General features: G+C 31.9%; 19 protein-coding genes. 18 read left to right on the forward strand and 1 reads right to left on the reverse strand.

Features of this window, described 5'->3' with window-relative positions:
* Window positions 1–99 precede the first annotated feature (99 nt).
* The 14 genes from msrA to NGI30_RS05510 all read left to right on the forward strand — a co-directional run bounded on the left by msrA (window position 100) and on the right by NGI30_RS05510 (window position 14,461).
* On the forward strand, window positions 100–633 hold the full coding sequence (msrA, locus tag NGI30_RS05440; protein ID WP_251517057.1) for a peptide-methionine (S)-S-oxide reductase MsrA: 534 nt from the start codon (window positions 100–102) through the stop codon (window positions 631–633).
* Complete coding sequence (msrB, locus tag NGI30_RS05445) at window positions 626–1,054, forward strand: peptide-methionine (R)-S-oxide reductase MsrB (protein ID WP_251517054.1); 429 nt, start codon at window positions 626–628, stop codon at window positions 1,052–1,054. Before msrA ends, msrB begins: the two co-directional genes overlap by 8 nt.
* Before the next feature lie 17 nt (window positions 1,055–1,071).
* On the forward strand, window positions 1,072–1,572 hold the full coding sequence (locus NGI30_RS05450; protein ID WP_251942950.1) for a PTS sugar transporter subunit IIA: 501 nt from the start codon (window positions 1,072–1,074) through the stop codon (window positions 1,570–1,572).
* Entirely contained in the window at window positions 1,572–1,793 is a 222-nt protein-coding gene (locus NGI30_RS05455; protein ID WP_251517049.1) for a YozE family protein, read from the forward strand. Before NGI30_RS05450 ends, NGI30_RS05455 begins: the two co-directional genes overlap by 1 nt.
* Before the next feature lie 175 nt (window positions 1,794–1,968).
* A complete protein-coding gene (locus NGI30_RS05460) occupies window positions 1,969–3,432 on the forward strand; it encodes a S41 family peptidase (protein WP_251942952.1) in 1,464 nt (487 codons plus the stop codon).
* A gap of 20 nt (window positions 3,433–3,452) precedes the next feature.
* Window positions 3,453–3,962 carry a GNAT family N-acetyltransferase gene (locus tag NGI30_RS05465; protein WP_251517043.1) on the forward strand — a complete coding sequence of 170 codons (510 nt, stop codon included), beginning with the start codon at window positions 3,453–3,455 and terminating at the stop codon, window positions 3,960–3,962.
* Window positions 3,963–3,971: 9 nt separating this feature from the next.
* Window positions 3,972–5,045, forward strand: a complete 1,074-nt coding sequence (murG, locus tag NGI30_RS05470; RefSeq protein ID WP_251519032.1) for an undecaprenyldiphospho-muramoylpentapeptide beta-N-acetylglucosaminyltransferase — start codon at window positions 3,972–3,974, stop codon at window positions 5,043–5,045.
* Window positions 5,046–5,059: 14 nt separating this feature from the next.
* Window positions 5,060–5,674, forward strand: a complete 615-nt coding sequence (locus NGI30_RS05475) for a phosphatase PAP2 family protein (protein WP_251942954.1) — start codon at window positions 5,060–5,062, stop codon at window positions 5,672–5,674.
* A 547-nt stretch (window positions 5,675–6,221) separates the two neighbouring features.
* On the forward strand, window positions 6,222–6,884 hold the full coding sequence (locus tag NGI30_RS05485) for a response regulator transcription factor (RefSeq protein WP_251517037.1): 663 nt from the start codon (window positions 6,222–6,224) through the stop codon (window positions 6,882–6,884).
* The gene (locus tag NGI30_RS05490) at window positions 6,881–8,236 is read left to right on the forward strand and encodes a HAMP domain-containing sensor histidine kinase (protein ID WP_251942957.1); all 1,356 of its coding nucleotides are present in this window, start codon (window positions 6,881–6,883) and stop codon (window positions 8,234–8,236) included. Before NGI30_RS05485 ends, NGI30_RS05490 begins: the two co-directional genes overlap by 4 nt.
* Window positions 8,237–8,433: 197 nt before the next feature.
* Window positions 8,434–11,235, forward strand: coding sequence for a 2-oxoglutarate dehydrogenase E1 component (locus NGI30_RS05495; RefSeq protein ID WP_251516987.1), 2,802 nt, complete (start codon window positions 8,434–8,436; stop codon window positions 11,233–11,235).
* A gap of 13 nt (window positions 11,236–11,248) precedes the next feature.
* Window positions 11,249–12,523: a dihydrolipoyllysine-residue succinyltransferase gene (gene sucB / locus NGI30_RS05500; RefSeq protein WP_251942959.1), complete on the forward strand. Its 1,275-nt coding sequence runs from the start codon at window positions 11,249–11,251 to the stop codon at window positions 12,521–12,523.
* A 1,437-nt stretch (window positions 12,524–13,960) separates the two neighbouring features.
* Window positions 13,961–14,140 carry a hypothetical protein gene (locus NGI30_RS05505; protein WP_251516937.1) on the forward strand — a complete coding sequence of 60 codons (180 nt, stop codon included), beginning with the start codon at window positions 13,961–13,963 and terminating at the stop codon, window positions 14,138–14,140.
* A gap of 141 nt (window positions 14,141–14,281) precedes the next feature.
* Window positions 14,282–14,461 carry a hypothetical protein gene (locus NGI30_RS05510; RefSeq protein ID WP_251516934.1) on the forward strand — a complete coding sequence of 60 codons (180 nt, stop codon included), beginning with the start codon at window positions 14,282–14,284 and terminating at the stop codon, window positions 14,459–14,461.
* 438 nt (window positions 14,462–14,899) lie between these two features.
* Here NGI30_RS05510 and NGI30_RS05515 read toward each other — a convergent pair whose 3' ends face one another.
* Window positions 14,900–15,103, reverse strand: coding sequence for a Mid2-like cell wall stress sensor domain protein (locus tag NGI30_RS05515; protein WP_251516931.1), 204 nt, complete (start codon window positions 15,101–15,103; stop codon window positions 14,900–14,902).
* Between the two features lie 207 nt (window positions 15,104–15,310).
* On the opposite strand from NGI30_RS05515, the gene NGI30_RS05520 reads away from it, so the two are divergent.
* The 4 genes from NGI30_RS05520 (at window position 15,311) to NGI30_RS05535 (ending at window position 19,304) form a co-directional block, all read left to right on the forward strand.
* Window positions 15,311–16,123 (forward strand): VOC family protein, encoded by an 813-nt coding sequence (locus NGI30_RS05520; protein ID WP_251942961.1) that lies wholly within the window; start codon window positions 15,311–15,313, stop codon window positions 16,121–16,123.
* Window positions 16,124–16,140: 17 nt separating this feature from the next.
* Complete coding sequence (locus NGI30_RS05525) at window positions 16,141–16,344, forward strand: DUF6501 family protein (RefSeq protein WP_251516925.1); 204 nt, start codon at window positions 16,141–16,143, stop codon at window positions 16,342–16,344.
* A gap of 266 nt (window positions 16,345–16,610) precedes the next feature.
* Window positions 16,611–17,402 carry an ATP-binding protein gene (locus NGI30_RS05530; RefSeq protein WP_251516922.1) on the forward strand — a complete coding sequence of 264 codons (792 nt, stop codon included), beginning with the start codon at window positions 16,611–16,613 and terminating at the stop codon, window positions 17,400–17,402.
* A gap of 12 nt (window positions 17,403–17,414) precedes the next feature.
* Entirely contained in the window at window positions 17,415–19,304 is a 1,890-nt protein-coding gene (locus tag NGI30_RS05535) for a vWA domain-containing protein (RefSeq protein ID WP_251942963.1), read from the forward strand.
* The last annotated feature ends 27 nt before the right edge of the window (window positions 19,305–19,331 follow it).

Raw genomic sequence — 19,331 nt, forward strand, 5'->3', positions numbered from 1 at the left:
GTAGAGTTACAAACTCAATTAAAAATTAGACATAAGTCAATTTAATAGAAGAATTGATATAATAATGATACATTTATTATAAAAATAAGTATAAGGAGGTTGGTTATGGCTTACGCGACTTTAGCTGGTGGATGTTTTTGGTGTTTAGTTAAGCCGTTCACATCTTTCCCTGGCATTAAACAAGTTGTATCAGGTTATAGCGGTGGTCATACAGAGAACCCAACTTATGAAAGTGTTAGTACAAATCAAACCGGACATGTAGAAGCTGTGCAAATCGAATATGATACTGAAACAACTTCGTTTGAAAATATATTAGATGTATATTTCAAAACATTTGATCCTACAGATAATGAAGGGCAATTCTTTGATCGCGGTGCACATTATCAACCAGCTATTTTTTATCATGATGAGCATCAAAAAAAAGCTGCTGAAGCTAAGATACAACAACTTAATGAACAAAATATTTTCGAAAATCCAGTTATCACACCCATCAAACCATATAAAAATTTCTATCCTGCAGAAGAAGCACATCAAGATTTTTATAAAAAGAATCCAATGCATTACGAGCAATATCAACGTGGTTCAGGTAGAAAAGCTTTTATAGAAAAACATTGGGGGAAACAAAATGATTAAAAAAGATAAAAATGATTTAACTGACATGGAATATCTCGTAACTCAAGAAAATGGAACTGAACCTCCATTTCAAAACGAATATTGGAATCATTTTGAAAAAGGTATTTATGTTGATAAAATATCTGGCAAACCATTATTTACTTCAGAAGAGAAATTTGAATCTGATTGTGGTTGGCCTAGTTTTTCCAAAGCATTAGATGACGATGAAGTCATTGAATTAGTAGATAAGACGCACGGAATGATTCGAACTGAAGTCCGTTCTGAGAATGCCAATAGCCATTTAGGTCACGTATTTAATGATGGCCCTAAAGAATCTGGCGGTTTACGCTATTGCATTAATTCAGCTGCGGTTCAATTCATTCCATATGACAAATTAAAAGACTTAGGCTACGAAGATTTAATATCACATTTTGAGAAATAATAAGGAGCGAATGACTTATGTTTAAAAAATTATTTGGTAAAGGTAAAGAAGTGAAAAAAGAAAGTGAAATTTATGCACCAATGACTGGTGAATACGTTAAGATTGAGGATATTCCAGATCCAGTATTCGCTCAAAAAATGATGGGCGAAGGTTTTGGTATTAAACCTACTGAAGGTGAAGTTGTATCACCAATCGAAGGTAAAGTTGATAACGTGTTCCCAACAAAACACGCAATCGGTTTAAAAGCTGATAACGATCTTGAAATTCTTGTTCATATCGGTTTAGATACAGTTCAATTGGACGGTAAAGGCTTTGAAATCTTAGTAGAAAGTGGCGATACAGTTAAATTAGGTGACCCACTTGTAAAATTTGATTTAGATTATATCAACGAACATGCAAAATCAGTTATTTCACCAGTAATTATTACAAACTCAGATAGTTTAACTGATATTAGTAGTGCAGAAGTTTCATCATTAGTAAAAGGTGAAACGAAAGTTATTGATGTGACAATTAAATAATGAAAGATTATTCTTTTTATCAATTTGCACTAGCTGTACGGGGAAGAAAAGATATAAAAGGCGAATTTGCAGAGCAAGTTTTCAATGATCTTTCTTTCCCTAAGCATGAAAAGGATTTTAATGCTTTGTCAGATTATATTGAAACACAAAGCGATATTACAATTTCAATGTCAGTGTTCGATGATTTATACGAAGAATACTTAGAATGGTTAAAATTCTAATACATGTTTTATTTGTGCAAAACTTATGAATTATATTAAAATAAAATGTATCAGTATAGATAGCTAGGGTTAATCCAAAACGATTCAATCCTAGCTTCTTTTATTTTTACTGTTTAACCACAAACCAATTTATTTTCAGTGGATACATTATACATATGTTTTAGGAAGTGATTAAATGTCAGAGGATAATAACCTCAATAATCAACAGAAAGAACATCAAAGCCAACCGTCTCATAAAAAAATTCATTTTAAACGTCGTAATTTTATATTATTACTTCTATTAACAATTTTAATCACCGTTATATTAACTGCCTTTCTAACCATGGCAGTATTAAATTGGAAAAGCGGATTAAATAAAGACCAAAGAGCTGAAATGAAGAAAATTGAGAATGTCTACAAAACTTTAAACGATGATTATTATAAAAAAACAAGTTCTGAAAAATTATCTAATGCCGCGATTAATGGAATGGTTAAAGAACTCGGTGATCCATATTCAGACTATATGACGAAGAATGAAACTAAATCATTTAATGAAGATGTTTCAGGAGATTTTGTAGGAATTGGTGCAGAAATGCAACAAAAACATAATAAAATAGAAATTACGAGTCCTATGAAACATTCTCCAGCAGAAAAAGCAGGCCTTCAACCGAAAGATGTCGTTAAAAAAGTCAATGGCAAATCAATTAAAGGACAACCACTTGAAGCCATTGTTAAAAAAGTTCGTGGTAAAAAAGGAACTAAAGTAACTTTAACAGTAGAACGCGCACATCATGAACATGAGGTTACGATGAAACGTGATACGATTCATGTGAAAAGTGTCGAATACGAAAAACATAAAAACGTCGGAGTCTTTACAATTAATAAATTCCAAAACAGTACAGCTGGAGAACTGAAATCAGGTATTTTAAAAGCACATAAAAAAGGTGTACGAAAAATTGTCATTGATTTAAGAAATAATCCAGGTGGATTATTAGATGAAGCAGTTAAAATGGCAAATATATTCATTGATAAAGGTAAAACAGTCGTTCAACTTCAAAAAGGTGATCATAAAGAACAGATTAAAACTTCAAATGACGCTTTGAAAGAAGCAAAAGATATGGACGTTGCTATATTAGTAAATAAAGGTTCAGCAAGTGCTTCAGAAGTATTTACCGGAGCGATGAAAGATTATAATAAAGCAGATGTTTATGGATCTAAAACTTTTGGTAAAGGAATCGTACAAACAACTAAAGAATTTGGCGACAAAGCATTATTAAAATATACGAATATGAAATGGTTAACACCTAAATCACATTATATTCATGGTAAAGGAATAAAACCTGATGTAAAAATAAGTGAACCTGCTTATCAATCTTTAACTGTTATTCCAAATGATAAAACTTATCAGTTGGATGACAACAATAAAAATGTTAAAACTATGAAAGTAGGTTTATCAGCTTTAGGTTTTAAAGTAGATGATCAATCAAATGAATTTAATCATTCATTAAAAAATGCGATCACCTCTTTCCAAAAAGAAAATAACCTACAAGAAACAGGTACTTTTAACAAGAAAACAAATGAAAAGTTCACTGAACAACTTGTCAAAAAAGCGAATAAAAATGACACTGTACTCAACAAATTGCTTAAAAAAATACAGTAAAGGTCAAGAGGTGTATAATAATGATTAGAAATGGTGAAATTAAAGATATCCCTAAAATTATTCAGATCGTTGATGAAGCTAAGAGATTAATGAGAGAAGATGACAACACACAATGGGATGAATATTATCCTGTTGAAGAACATTTTGAAGAAGATATTAAAACCAATACACTCTTTGTCCTAGAAGAGCAATCAGAAGTTATAGCATTTATTGTTGTCGACCAACAACAATCAGAATGGTATGATTATTTTGAATGGCCAATAGATAGAGAAGGCGCATATGTTATTCATCGATTAGCTGCACTTCCTGGTTATAAAGGAGCTGCAACACAATTATTCGATTTTGCTGTTAATATGGCACTTGAACATGATATTCATGTCATGTTAACTGATACATTTTCATTAAATAAACGCGCTCAAGGTCTATTTACTAAATTTGGCTTTACTAAAGCAGGTGAAGCTGAAGTTAATTACCATCCTTTTGATAAAGGTAAACCATTCTATGCATATTACAAAACAATTAAGGAGTAGTGGGAATTGATGACGAAAATTGCATTTACTGGTGGAGGCACAGTCGGTCATGTCTCTGTTAATTTAAGTTTAATTCCAACCGCCTTGGAACAAGGTGATGAAACATTTTATATAGGATCTAAAAATGGTATTGAACGTGAGATGGTTGAATCACAATTACCTAATGTTAAATACCATGCGATTTCAAGCGGGAAATTGAGACGCTACCTTTCATTCGAAAATGTGAAAGATGTCTTCAAAGTACTAAAAGGCATACTAGATGCACGTAAAGTACTGAAGAAAGAAAAACCAGATATCTTATTTTCAAAGGGTGGATTTGTCTCTGTACCTGTAGTAATAGCTGCTAGATCTTTAAAAATTCCTACAATTGTACATGAATCTGATTTAACACCTGGTTTAGCGAATAAGATTGCACTTAAATTTGCTAAAAAGATTTACACAACTTTCGAAGATACTAAGCAATACTTACCTGAAGGCAAAGCAGACTTTGTCGGAGCAACAATTCGTGAAGATTTAAAATCAGGTAACAAAGATCGTGGCTACCAACTGACATCTTTCAAAGCGAATAGAAAGGTATTGTTAGTTATGGGTGGTAGTTTAGGAAGTAAAAAGTTAAATAGCATTATTAGAGAAAATTTGAAATCATTACAAAAAACGTATCAAATTATTCATTTAACTGGTAAAGGTTTGTTAGATACAAGTTATAATGAAACAGAAGGTTACGTTCAATACGAATTTGTAAAAGATGATTTAACTGATTTACTCGCAATTACTGATACCGTAATTAGCCGCGCTGGTTCAAATGCAATATATGAATTTTTAACTCTTAAAATACCAATGTTATTAATCCCATTAGGTCTTGATCAATCAAGAGGAGATCAAATCGATAATGCTAAAAACTTTGAATCAAAAGGATTTGGCCGAACAATTCCTGAAGATACACTAACTAAAGATCAATTAATTGATCAGTTGTATGATATTGAAAAAAATCGTCAAGATATCATTAATCAAATGAAAACGTATAAAGAAAGCTATACCCGTCAAGAACTATATAATAAAATAATTCAAGACGGTCGAAGTTAATTGGAGGTTGTGCAATGAGTCGTTGGAAAAGAATTTCATTACTAATCATATTCACTTTAATATTTGGCCTCATTGCATTTTTCCATGAATCAAGATTAGGAAAATGGATAGATAATGAAGTATATGATTTCATTTATTCTACGGAAAGTTTCATTACTACAACCTTCTTTCTTGGTGTCACAAAGATAGGTGAAGTTTGGGCAATGATTTGCTTATCATTAATGCTTGTCGCTTATCTTATGTTAAAGAGATTGCATATTGAAACATTATTTTTTGCAATCGCTATGATTTTATCTAGTACTTTAAATCCATTATTAAAAAATATCTTTGATAGAGAAAGACCTACGTTATTACGTTTAATAGATATAAGTGGATTTAGTTTCCCTAGTGGCCATGCTATGGGTTCTACAGCCTATTTTGGCAGTATTATGTTTATAGCGAATCGATTAATGAAAGGGAAGTCAAAAGGCTTTATGATTGGCCTTTGTGCGCTCTTTATTTTAATGATATCAACATCAAGAGTATATCTAGGTGTACACTATCCAACTGATATTATTGCAGGAATTATCGGTGGCGCATTTTGTGTTGTATTATCAACATTAATACTCAATCAAAAATTACAACAATAAATATAGAAAAAACGAGCAGATTATTAAGGAATCTGCTCGTTTTATATTAGATTGAATTTACACCTAATTAAAAGCTAGGAAATTATTTTTGCGTTAGACGGTTTGATAACCATACCTTACATAACAAGTATAGAATTTAATTCTAATCATTATGCATAAGGACTTATCTTCCTATCATGCTTAAAATTTTGGTATCCGCAAACAAAATAATTAAGCAACAAATCATGTAAGTATCCGCATTTAATAATTTCCATAACTTACGTATCTAAGGGCATATAAAAAAGGGGATATTTCTGAAAACGATTCTTCCAAATAAAAGAAATTAAATGTGGGGGGAATATCTCTTAAAGGAATGATAATCATTTTCAATTACTATTATACATCGTTGAGAATGATTGTCAATTAAAAATTAAAATTTTCATTCTTATTTTTTCTTAACAAGTCTTTGTCTTCTTTAAATGTAAGATAATTGCTTGTTATTAATTTATCAATGAAATACTTTCTTGAAGTGATATTTTAATTTATTATAGTAAGTGAGGTGCATCCAATGACAAAGATATTAATAGTAGAAGATGAACAAAATCTTGCTCGATTTATAGAACTTGAACTTAAACATGAAAATTATGATGTCGACATTGAATACGATGGTAGACCGGGGCTAGACAAGGCTTTAAACCATGATTATGACTTAATATTACTAGATTTAATGCTACCGAATATTAATGGTTTAGAAATTTGTCGACAAATACGCCAAGATAAATCTACACCTATTATAATTATTACCGCTAAAAGTGATACATATGATAAAGTGGCTGGTTTAGATTACGGAGCAGACGATTATATTGTTAAACCATTTGATATTGAAGAATTACTAGCTCGAATCCGTGCAATGCTACGTAGACAACCTCAAAAAGATGTCATTGATATCAGAGGCCTACAAATTGATAAAGAAGCATTCAAAGTAACTGTCGATGGCGTCCAACTTGACTTAACGAAAACGGAATACGACTTATTATATTTACTTGCTGAAAATAAAAATCACGTCATGCAAAGAGAGCAAATCATTACTGATGTATGGGGCTTTGACAGTGAAGTCGAAACAAATGTTGTTGATGTCTATATACGATATTTGAGAAATAAACTTAAACCATTTGGCAAAGATAAATATATAGAAACAGTCCGTGGTGTAGGTTATGTGATTAGACAATGAAACAGAGAAAATTAAGAACACAATGGATGTTAATTACAACGACAATCACTTTTTTAACAATTTTCTGTTTCAGTATTATCATTACTTTTTTTCTCAGTAGTTCGTTACGACATAGTGAATTTAACGAGGCTCAAAGAAGTTCAAATGAAGTTTATAAGTTATTTCAAACGAAACAATTTAATGAAATTACACCGTTAGATTTCAATGCTTCTTTAGGTAATTATCAAAAGGTTTTATTATTTAATGATCACGGTAAAAAATTATTTGAGACTTCCAATTTGGATTCTATAGATTACTCGCCACCATTTTCAAAGGATGAAGTCGATAGAGTCACAATAAAAACACATCATAATAAAGAATATTTAGTAATTACAGAACCTATTAATGCTTCCAACTTCAAAGGTTATAGCATCATCGTGCATTCATTAGAAGAATACGAAGCACTTGTTAATTCGTTATATTTGGTAGCTTTAATATTTGGAATTATCGCTACTTTAATTACGACAATTATAAGTTATTATTTTTCTTCACAAATAACAAAACCTTTAGAACTCATGTCGAATAAAATGCAACAAATCAGACGAGATGGTTTCCAGGAAAAGGTCGAACTTACTACAACTTATGAAGAAACTGATAATTTAATTATTACCTTTAATGCAATGATGTCACAATTAGAAGAATCCTTTAATCAACAACGACAATTCGTTGAAGATGCATCACATGAATTACGTACACCATTACAAATCATTCAAGGGCATTTAAACTTAATTCAACGTTGGGGTAAAAAAGACCCTGAAGTGCTTAAAGAGTCATTAGATATTTCTCTTGAAGAGATGTCGAGGATTACAAGATTAGTAGAAGAATTATTGATGCTAACAAAGGAAAATAACAATCTTCAAATCAATGAGCAAGAAGATGTAAACATCAATCAAGAAATTGCTGCACGCATTAAATCACTGAAACAATTACATCAAGATTACACGTTTGAATTTGAACCATCGGCTAAACCACTTAATTTAAAAATAGATCGATATCAATTCGAGCAAGTGTTAATTATTTTCATAGATAACGCGATGAAATACGACCAACAAAATAAGCATATTCATATTCAAACAAACCTTAAGAATAAACAAATCTCCATTGAAATAACCGATCATGGTGTAGGAATTCCGAAAGAGGATATCGACTTTATCTTCGATCGCTTTTATCGTGTTGATAAATCACGTTCAAGAAAATTAGGTGGAAATGGTCTTGGTTTATCTATTGCCAAAAAGATTATCGAATTAAATCATGGCACAATAAATGTGGACAGCGAAGTAGGAAAATATACAACATTTAAAATTACTTTTTAACAGTGATTTTACAACATATATAGTTGTTAATTTACGCTTTTTGTATGTTACACTATCATATGCAATGGAACAAAGCAGAACCACCATTAAAATGGTTCTGCTTTTTCATAATCTAACGCTTTTCGTACTTTAATTTAAACAAGTTTAATGCTATTATTTACTTGTAAGCGTTTCAACTATTTTGTGGAGGGTGTAATATGAGCAACGATAAACAGGTTTCCGAGGCACCTGTGAACTTCGGGGCAAATTTAGGATATGTTTTAGATTTATATGATATTTATCTACAAGATCCTTCATCTGTACCTGAAGATTTACAAGTCCTTTTTAGTACAATAAAAAACGGTGAAGCTCACATCGAATCAAAAGCAACTACTCAATCAGATTCTGGTAAAGGTGATAGCACGATTAAACGCGTTATGCGCCTTATCGATAATATTCGTCAATATGGGCATTTATTGGCAGATATCTATCCAGTAAATAGACCGAACAGAGAACATGTTCCAAAATTAGCAATTGAAGATTTTAATTTAGATAAAGAAACGCTCGAATCTATCTCTGCTGGTATTGTTTCTGATCACTTCGAAGATATTTACGATAATGCATACGAAGCCATTTTACGTATGGAAAAACGCTATAAAGGCCCAATTGCCTTCGAATATACACACATTAACAACAGTAAAGAACGTGTGTGGTTAAAACGTAGAATCGAAACACCATACAAAGCTAATTTAAATGACGAACAAAAGATTGAATTATTCAAAAATTTAGCACATGTAGAAGGTTTCGAAAAATATCTTCATAAAAACTTTGTTGGAGCGAAACGTTTCTCAATTGAAGGTGTAGACACACTTGTTCCAATGCTACAAAAAACATTAAGACTTGCAAGTGATGAAGGAATTCACAATATTCAAATTGGGATGGCTCACCGTGGAAGACTAAATGTCTTAACACACGTTTTAGAAAAGCCATATGAAATGATGATTTCTGAATTCATGCACACAGATCCAATGAAATTCTTACCAGAAGATGGCAGTTTAAAATTAACTTCTGGTTGGTCAGGTGACGTGAAGTATCACTTAGGCGGTGTGAAAACTACTCAATCATATGGTATTGAACAACGTATTTCACTAGCTAATAACCCAAGTCATTTAGAAATCGTATCTCCTGTAGTACTAGGTAAAACACGTGCAAACCAAGATGATACAGATCATGCTGGCGCAGTGACTACAGAATACAATGATTCTATGCCAATTATTATTCATGGTGATGCAGCATACCCAGGTCAAGGTATTAACTTTGAAGCTATGAACTTAGGCGACTTAGACGGCTATTCAACTGGCGGTTCATTACACATCATTACTAACAATAGAATCGGCTTCACTACTGAACCTGAAGATGGTCGTTCTACAACATATTCATCAGACGTAGCCAAAGGTTACGACGTGCCAATTATGCACGTAAATGCTGACAATGTAGAAGCAACGATTGAAGCTATTGAAATTGCTATGGCGTTCAGAAAAGAATTCAAAAAGGATGTCGTTATTGATTTAGTAGGTTACCGTCGTTATGGTCATAACGAAATGGATGAACCATCAATTACTAACCCAATACAATATCACAATATCCGCAAACATGATTCAGTTGAATTATTATATGGAAAGCAATTAGTTGAAGAGAATATTATTTCTGAAGATCAAATGAATGAAATTCTTGATCAAGTCCAAAAAACATTACGTGCAGCACACGACAAGATTGATAAAAACGATAAAATGGACAACCCAGAAATGCAAAAACCTGATACCCTTGCAGAACCATTACAACCAATTGATTCTGACGTAAGTTTCGATCATTTAAAAGAAATTAACGACGCAATGCTTTCATATCCAGAAGGCTTTAACATCTTGAAAAAACTTAACAAAGTATTAGAAAAACGTCGTGAACCTTTCGAAAGTGAAGATGGTTTAGTAGATTGGGCACAAGCTGAACAGCTAGCATTTGCTACAATTATGCAAAACGGCACACCAATCCGATTAACAGGACAAGATACTGAACGTGGTACATTCAGTCATAGACATGCGGTCTTACATGATCCAGATTCTGGCGAACAATATATTCCGCTTAATCATGTTCCTGATCAAAAAGCTACGTTTGATGTTCATAATTCACCATTATCAGAAGCTGCCGTAGTTGGTTTCGAATATGGTTATAATGTTCAAAATAAATCTTGTATGACGATTTGGGAAGCACAATACGGAGACTTTTCAAATATGGCGCAAATGATATTTGATAACTTCTTATTCAGTGCAAGAGCTAAATGGGGAGAACGTTCAGGCCTTACATTATTCTTACCACATTCATACGAAGGTCAAGGCGCAGAACACTCATCTGCACGTTTAGAAAGATTTTTACAACTTGCTGGCGAAAATAACTCCACTGTTGTTAATTTATCAAGCTCAAGTAACTACTTCCATTTATTACGTGCACAAGCAGCAAGCTTAGGCACAGAATCTATGCGTCCTCTAGTAGTAATGTCACCGAAGAGTCTATTACGTAATAAGACAGTTGCTGATACAATTGATAAATTTACATCAGGACAATTCGAACCTATCTTACCTGAACCAAGTAATAAAGATAGCGTGAAGAAAGTTATTCTAGCATCTGGTAAAATGTTTATAGATTTAAAAGAATATCTAGCTAAAAATCCTGATGATTCTATTTCACTAATAGCAGTGGAAAGATTATATCCATTCCCTGATTCAGAAATAGAAGCAGTATTAAATGAGTTACCAAACTTAGAACATGTTGCTTGGGTACAAGAAGAACCTAAAAACCAAGGTGCATGGTCATTCGTTTATCCTTATCTGAAAGATTTAACGACAGATAAGTATGATTTAAGTTATCATGGACGTATACAACGTTCAGCTCCTGCTGAAGGAGACGGCGAAATTCATAAACTCGTTCAAAATATGATTATAGAACAAAGTACAAAATTAAATTAGGGGGAAATTAAGCATGCCAGAGGTAAAAGTACCAGAATTAGCAGAGTCAATTACAGAAGGTACCGTTGCAGAATGGTTAAAACAAGTAGGAGATAGCGTAGATAAAGGTGAAGCTATCTTAGAATTAGAAACTGATAAAGTTAACGTTGAAGTTGTTTCTGAAGATGCAGGTGTATTACAAGAACAACTAGCTGAAGAAGGCGACACAGTTGAAGTTGGCCAAGCAGTTGCTAAAGTTGGTGAAGGTAGCGGTAACAATTCAGAATCTTCTTCTAGCCAAGATGATTCAAAAGAAGAATCTAAACAACAAGATTCTAAACAAGAATCTTCATCTGATTCACAACAATCAGAATCTAAATCAGATTCAAGCTCATCAGATGACAGCAATAATCAACGTATAAATGCAACACCATCAGCACGTAGATATGCTCGTGAAAAAGGTATTGATTTATCAGAAATTGCTCCTCAAACGAATGATATCGTAAGAAAAGAGCATGTTGATCAAAATCAATCACAACAACAATCTTCACAATCTTCTTCATCTAAAGAAGAACCTAAACAATCAGCACCACAAAAACCATCAAAACCAGTCATCAGAGAAAAAATGTCACGTCGTAAGAAGACAGCTGCTAAAAAATTATTAGAAGTATCTAATAATACAGCAATGCTTACTACATTCAATGAAGTAGATATGACAAACGTTATGAACTTACGTAAACGTAAAAAAGAACAATTTATTAAAGATCATGACGGTACAAAACTTGGATTTATGTCATTCTTCACAAAAGCATCAGTTGCAGCATTGAAGAAATTCCCTGAAGTAAATGCTGAAATTGACGGCGAAGACATGATTACTAAACAATTCTATGATATCGGTGTAGCTGTATCTACAGATGATGGTTTACTTGTACCATTCGTAAGAGATTGCGATAAGAAAAACTTTGCTGAAATTGAAGATGAAATTGCTAACTTAGCTACTAAAGCTAGAGATAAAAAGCTTGGTTTAGATGATATGGTAAATGGTTCATTTACAATCACTAACGGTGGTATCTTCGGTTCAATGATGTCAACACCAATCATCAATGGTAACCAAGCAGCAATCTTAGGTATGCACTCAATCATTACTCGTCCAATTGCTGTTGATAAAGATACAATTGAAAACCGTCCAATGATGTACATCGCATTAAGCTATGATCACAGAATCATTGATGGTAAAGAAGCAGTTGGATTCTTAAAAACGATTAAAGAATTAATCGAAAACCCTGAAGATTTATTATTAGAATCTTAATCCACAACACAAAATAGTTTATTAATCCAAACACAACGGCGCTCAGCGTCGTTGTGTTTTTATGCTTTGGTGTATTTTGAAAAAGCAACCCAAAATCCCCCATAACATTATTATTTCTCTTTAATATTCATTAAAAAAGTGCCTAAATTATAGACACTTATTACTGTACTAATCTTTAATTATTATATCCGTAATTATTAATAAACTCTTCGTCATATTCTTCTAATTCATAAATTAAGTTTTCAGCCATACTATCTGTAACGTGTGTATAAATTTTTAGAGTCATATTCCTATCAAAATGACCTACGTGCTCAGCACTTGTATTGCTTTTAATGGTATTACATGCTGTTAGTATTGAACTATGGGTATGGCGGCATTGTATGCGCGGTTACACGCTTTGTGATACTGGTAATCTCCGACGCTTCTTTTAAGATATAATTTATCTTATTATTTGAAAGAAGGTTACCTTTTTATTTGTGAAAATAAAATCTCCTTCTAAAAAGTCAGGAACAAATTTATTGAATTGTTTATAAAAGAACAGTAAAATGATTCTAAAGATTTTGACAATAAAACCTAGAAAAGATAAATCGTTCCTTAAATGAACAAGGATATTAAATTAAATATTTTTTATGTATTTGTACAAAATGTAACACTATGTATTATTTACAGTGTTACTTATTAACAGAATATAAGTGGGTGTAACACATGAAAAAGAACAGGCATAGGCAATTAACTTTACATGAAAAATGAGCTTTAGACGGCGAGGCTATACGTAAATCAAATCCTGAAAAATACAATGGAGAAACAACAAACGAAGAAGTAAAAGAATTTGCTAAATTTTTAGACATGTTAAAAAGTAAGAGAGAAAAAAGGAATATGTATAATTCCAAAGAAATGACTAGAGATGAGCGACAGGCATTAGCAGATGAGTTTGAAAAGTTTAAAAAGTGAAAGAAGAAAAAGAGGATATGAATAATAACATTAGCTTATAATCGTTGTAGAAAGCAAAGAGACAAATTAAATAATTTTTATATGTATGCATAAATCGTTTTATTTTGTGTATCTTTGCTATTATCTGTATTGTTATTTATTTCAAAAGATGAGAGGGATTAGTACATGGATAAAGATAATAAAAGACCTTTAACCTTACATGAAAAATGGATTATAGACGGTAAGATTATAAAAAAATAGGCACCAGAAGAATATACTAAAGAAATGACTAGAGAAGAACTACAAGCTTTCGCTGATGAATTAGAACAGTTAAAAAGTGAAAGAAGAAAAAGAGGATATGAATAATAACATTAGCTTATAAACATTTTAGAAAGCAAAGAGACAAATTAAATAATTTTTATACGTATATAAAAATCGTCACATTATATAGTATCTTTGCTATTATCTGCATTGTTATTTATTTCAGAAGATGAGAGGGATTAACACATGGATAAAGATAATAAAAGACCTTTAACCTTACATGAAAAATGGATTATAGACGGAGAGATTATTTCTAAATTAGAGCCAGGAAAATACGATAAAGAACTGACTAAAGAAGAGATACAAGCATTTGCAGATGAATTAGAACAGTTAAAAAGGGACAGAGAAAAAAAGGGTTATAAGTAATTCAAATAGCTTATAAACATTTTAGAAAGCAAAGAGACAAATTAAATAATTTTTTTACGTATATAAAAATCGTCACACTATACAGTATCTTTGCTATTATCTGCATTGTTATTTATTTCAGAAGATGAGAGGGATTAACACATGGATAAAGATAATAAAAGACCTTTAACCTTACACGAAAAATGGATATTAGACGGAGAGGCTATTAAAAATGCCGCTCCAGGAAAATACGATGAAGGTTTGAGTGATGAAGAATTCCAAGACTTTAGTAATCGATTAGAAAAACTAAAAAGCGACAGAGAAAAAAAGGGTTATGAGTAATCACAATAGCTTACAAATATTGTGTGAAACAATTAAATAATTTTTTGCATTTGTACAAATAATACATTAGGTACTATGTATTAAATATGTACATTCTTTAGCATTATATTTATTTACAATAAAGGAGCTACTAAACATAGCACAAGACAGTACTATACATCTTGTGCAGACTTTGAAAGATTGTATAATAGTAGCAAGCAACGACGTATTGAGCAACAGTCAGACAGTTCTTATTATGTTAATCGTAACCGGACTAGCTTTATCGCATTTGATTGAGTATTTAAAGGATTCTAATGATTATATCAAGGAAATTAAATACTAAAAGTCATAGCGATTTACTAATAAAGTAGTTCGTTTTTTTATGATTGTATTTAGGTAAAAAAAGGAGTCTGAGACAAAAATAGGTGTCTCAGACTCTTTATTAATGACCGAAAAATTTTATTTAGCTAATAAAGCTATAATTTCAACAATAACTAAGATTAAAAATAGAATAAAAATAATGCCGTAAATTTTATTTTGTTTTGCTAACTTTTCGTTATTATTTTCACCTTTATTTTTCTTACTGGCATTTGTAATTAAACTGATTGCTGCATACACTGCAACAAGTACGGTGATGGCGAATATAATCCATGTACCTGACATATGTGACACCCTCCTAAATTGAACATAAAATGATTATTTAATGACATTTTATAGTTATATTAATTACAGTTTAATATATTTCGTTGTTATATCCAATGACGAAAAACCAAAAATTAATAAAGTCGTTTTCTTTCGGAGTTCATCATATAAATAATAACGAAAATACGTTATAATGGTTGCAAAGACATAGGTAGAGGGGTTATTAACATGAATGGTCTTAGAAGTGTTACGACAGGTACAAATGATTTATTCCAAACTAAAAAGATTTTTAATGAAATAATTGGACTCAACGTTAATGAAATGGGAAACGCATTACGATTTGGTGATGCAGAACTCAGTTCAGGAACGCGATTACATTTTGTTGAAATTCCAAATTATTCAATTGAAAATAATAATATAGATGAAATCAGTGTACGTGTACCTAGTGATGAAGGTTTAATTGAATATAAATCTATTTTAGATAAACTTGAATATAACCATAGTGATATTGCAAATTTGAATGGACATTCATATTTTAATTTTCAAGATCAAAATGGACAAACATTTAATATTTTTTCAAACGAGCACAATACTGGTGCACCATTAGGAATGCCTTCTTTTGAAAGTTCAGTCAATCCGTTACATCAAGTTCAGGGACTAGGGCCAGTGTTAGTAAAAGTCAATCAATTACTAATTACGCAATCAATACTTACACAAGTCTTCGGACTAGATCACTTTGCTGAATATACTCCTTCAAGTGAACAATCTAAAGCAATTCAAGTATTTCGTATTGGTGATGGTGGACTAGGCGGAGAATTACATATTTATGAGGTTGAAGAAGAATTAAAAATGCCTGAACATGGTATTGTAGAACAAATTGAATTTGCAACTGAATCAAAAGAGCAATTTCAAAACGCCATGCAACAACTTGAATCTATAGGGATTAAGTACCAAACATTGGATCAAGGCGGAGAACAATCTTTAAGAATCACTGAAAATAGTGGGCTAACATTTATTTTAACTTTGGAAAATAATAAATAATAGAAAGGTCGATTCAAATGTTACATGAAACTTGGAAGGATAAAGAACCAGTTAAAAAAGTTGAAGTTGTACATACGGATGCTCAAAAGTTTAAAGTTTCCGATATGTTAACAGTAGGTAAACAATATGATGTTGTAAACGAAACAGAAGAATATTATCAAATTATAGATAATTCAGGCTTAGTAGGCGGATACTTTAAAACTTATTTTAAAGAAGTTTAAACCATTATACATTTACACCTTAAGTTTAGATTAAACAATACAATACTAAAATAAATGAGTGGGTGGGACAAAAATTCAATTTTCTAATAGAGTTTTCGTATTCCACCCTGGCAAGGATGACTAGGATTAAAAAGGCTTAATACAAGCGCATTTTCAATTCAGACATCTACTGCCAAGTTGCCAAAGAGTCTGAGACACCTATTTTGTCTCAGACTCAGTCTATTTTAAAAAGCGTTAAAAATGTAATTAACTAAAGGAGTATAGATATGGATCAAGCGCGTTATATCAATAAAGATGAAACAGTATTTAATGATGCACAAGCGTTAATGCAATTAAATAAAAACTTATTATTAAAAGGGCCGACAGGTTCAGGTAAAACAAAATTAGCTGAAACATTGAGCGAAACGTTAAATCGTCCTATGCACCAAGTAAACTGTTCAGTAGATTTAGATGCAGAAAGTTTACTAGGCTTTAAAACGATTAAAACAAATGAAGAAGGTTCACAAGAAATTGTTTTCATTGATGGCCCAGTGATTCAAGCTATGAAACAAGGTCATATATTATATATCGATGAGATTAATATGGCTAAACCCGAAGCATTACCAATCTTGAACGGTGTATTAGATTACCGAAGAAAATTAACTAACCCATTCACGGGAGAAGTTATTGAGGCTGCCCCTGGTTTCAATGTCATCGCTGCAATTAACGAAGGTTATATTGGTACTTTACCGATGAACGAAGCTTTAAAAAACCGTTTCGTCGTAATTCAAGTGGATTACATTGATGGAGAGACATTATTTGACGTTATTAAAAATCAAAGTAAATTACAAGATGATACACTTATTAACAGTATTATTAAATTTAACGAAGATTTACGAACAATGACGAAACAAGGACAAATATCAGAAGAAGCTTCAAGTATCAGAGCGCTCATTGATTTAAGTGATTTAGCAACAGTGATGCCTATAGAAAGAGCGATTAAACGCACAATCATTGATAAATTAGAAGATACACGTGAGCAACAAGCAATCGTGAACGCAGTAGAATTGAACTTTTAGTGAGGGATATGTATGAGTGATCGTTTTATTAAGTTTAATGACGAACAAGTAGACGCCAAACAAATCATGATGTTACAAGATTTAGCGCGTTTATTGCTAAAAAATGAACAAACACAAGTAAAAATACAGAAGTTCCCTTATTATGATCCAATTTCTAATACGTTGGTAACAAGTTCATTTTGGTCCCATAGGTCAGCTCAAATAGAGCAACTCGGTTTAAAGTCCGACATCATGTTAGCTGCTTATGGTTACTCTATGATGGATCAGAGCATTGTTAATCAGGTCATCCATGAAACTGAATTTGGACATCGTAGTTTTTATCAACAATTATTTAAATTACTCGAAGATCAACGTGTACTCAATGAAATAATAAAATTACGCCCAGCGAGTAAACCTATGATTCAAACACGCATCAACGCACGCCTGAAATTTAACCAAAGTCAACTTAATGTCTATAAAACAAAAATGACCTTCACTGATTTAGTCTTTTTATATATAGAGCGCTCATTTTTACTAGAAAATTTCTATGACGCCCCACAAGTACATCCACAAATAGATGATGTATTAGTACAAATGTACCAATACTTGCCTAATTTCTTCTATAATGAGTCATCAGAAGATAATATGTATTTGGCACAAAGAATGATGTTTCAAATAGATGATTTACTCAAAGAAGATATGCTCAATGAATATTACCATTTGCCTAAAAAGGTTTACGAATCGATTGAAGCACTACAATTTGAAGATATAAAACGAACGGATGCCAGTCAAACCGATGGAAAATCAGAAGAATCTAATGACGATGATGTAGTTTCAGAACAAATGGAATCTAAAAATCAAGATAGTGCATCAGAAGGCGGGGCTTATTTAGAAATGGAGCTCCATGAAGGTGAAAATAGCGATAACGCCATTGATGAGGAAAACGCCCGAGAAGGTGATGCCAGCGATGATATAACAGATGTTCAAACTAAAAAAGGTAAAGGATCTACACAACAATTAGATAGTGATGAAGGTGAAGCAACGGGTACTCATCCAGCACTTACATTATCTGGAATAAATAAAAACGTTGAAATTATATGGAATACACCTGTAATCCAAGACCAAGATATTATTAAATATGAAGACTTTGTATCTCATGTGCAATTTGAAATAAAAGACCTAATACAAATTATTAAAAAAGCCATAGACCGTGCACATCAAGATGAACGTCGTAATTTAACTAAAGGGCGTTTACAAAGAAATCTAATCAATTGGTTTATTGACGACCAATATAAGTTATTTTATAAAAAACAAGATCTAAGCCAAACATTCGACGCTACATTTACTTTATTAGTGGATGCATCAGCAAGTATGCATGATAAGATGGAAGAAACTCAAAAAGGGGTCGTACTCTTCCATGAAACGTTAAAGTCGTTAAATATTAATCATGAAGTACTTGCCTTTAATGAGGATGCATTTGATGCTGATGATAAAAAGCAACCAAATATTATCGATGAAATTATTACTTATCATCATTCTACCTTTGAAAAAGATAGCCCTAGAATTATGTCACTGACGCCTCAAGATGATAATCGAGATGGCGTTGCAATTCGAATAGGGGCGAACAGACTAATTCGTCATGCACATAAACAGAAATTCTTGATTGTCTTCTCTGATGGAGAACCGTCTGCCTTTAATTATGCTCAAGACGGTATATTAGACACTTATGAAGCTGTTGAATCAGCACGTAAACTTGGAATTGAAGTATTTAATGTATTTTTAAGTCAAGAACCGATTACCGAAGATATAGAACAGACGATTCATAATATTTATGGTCAATATGCACTCTTTGTTGAAGGTGTAGAACATTTACCAAGTCATTTATCTCCATTATTAAAGAAATTATTACTAAAATCATTTTAAATGTTTAAAAATCTCAAACTAAACAAA

Origin of the sequence: Staphylococcus sp. Marseille-Q5304 (assembly GCF_943737015.1) — a bacterium.
Lineage (GTDB): Bacteria > Bacillota > Bacilli > Staphylococcales > Staphylococcaceae > Staphylococcus > Staphylococcus hsinchuensis.

Excerpts from the sequence above, each read along its gene's own strand:
- msrB (WP_251517054.1), top strand. The coding sequence starts at position 626 with ATGATTAAAAAAGATAAAAATGATTTAACTGACATGGAATATCTCGTA.
- NGI30_RS05450 (WP_251942950.1), top strand. The coding sequence starts at position 1,072 with ATGTTTAAAAAATTATTTGGTAAAGGTAAAGAAGTGAAAAAAGAAAGT.
- NGI30_RS05455 (WP_251517049.1), top strand. The coding sequence starts at position 1,572 with ATGAAAGATTATTCTTTTTATCAATTTGCACTAGCTGTACGGGGAAGA.
- NGI30_RS05460 (WP_251942952.1), top strand. The coding sequence starts at position 1,969 with ATGTCAGAGGATAATAACCTCAATAATCAACAGAAAGAACATCAAAGC.
- NGI30_RS05465 (WP_251517043.1), top strand. The coding sequence starts at position 3,453 with ATGATTAGAAATGGTGAAATTAAAGATATCCCTAAAATTATTCAGATC.
- murG (WP_251519032.1), top strand. The coding sequence starts at position 3,972 with ATGACGAAAATTGCATTTACTGGTGGAGGCACAGTCGGTCATGTCTCT.
- NGI30_RS05475 (WP_251942954.1), top strand. The coding sequence starts at position 5,060 with ATGAGTCGTTGGAAAAGAATTTCATTACTAATCATATTCACTTTAATA.
- NGI30_RS05485 (WP_251517037.1), top strand. The coding sequence starts at position 6,222 with ATGACAAAGATATTAATAGTAGAAGATGAACAAAATCTTGCTCGATTT.
- NGI30_RS05490 (WP_251942957.1), top strand. The coding sequence starts at position 6,881 with ATGAAACAGAGAAAATTAAGAACACAATGGATGTTAATTACAACGACA.
- NGI30_RS05495 (WP_251516987.1), top strand. The coding sequence starts at position 8,434 with ATGAGCAACGATAAACAGGTTTCCGAGGCACCTGTGAACTTCGGGGCA.
- sucB (WP_251942959.1), top strand. The coding sequence starts at position 11,249 with ATGCCAGAGGTAAAAGTACCAGAATTAGCAGAGTCAATTACAGAAGGT.
- NGI30_RS05505 (WP_251516937.1), top strand. The coding sequence starts at position 13,961 with ATGGATAAAGATAATAAAAGACCTTTAACCTTACATGAAAAATGGATT.
- NGI30_RS05510 (WP_251516934.1), top strand. The coding sequence starts at position 14,282 with ATGGATAAAGATAATAAAAGACCTTTAACCTTACACGAAAAATGGATA.
- NGI30_RS05515 (WP_251516931.1), bottom strand. The coding sequence starts at position 15,103 with ATGTCAGGTACATGGATTATATTCGCCATCACCGTACTTGTTGCAGTG.
- NGI30_RS05520 (WP_251942961.1), top strand. The coding sequence starts at position 15,311 with ATGAATGGTCTTAGAAGTGTTACGACAGGTACAAATGATTTATTCCAA.
- NGI30_RS05525 (WP_251516925.1), top strand. The coding sequence starts at position 16,141 with ATGTTACATGAAACTTGGAAGGATAAAGAACCAGTTAAAAAAGTTGAA.
- NGI30_RS05530 (WP_251516922.1), top strand. The coding sequence starts at position 16,611 with ATGGATCAAGCGCGTTATATCAATAAAGATGAAACAGTATTTAATGAT.
- NGI30_RS05535 (WP_251942963.1), top strand. The coding sequence starts at position 17,415 with ATGAGTGATCGTTTTATTAAGTTTAATGACGAACAAGTAGACGCCAAA.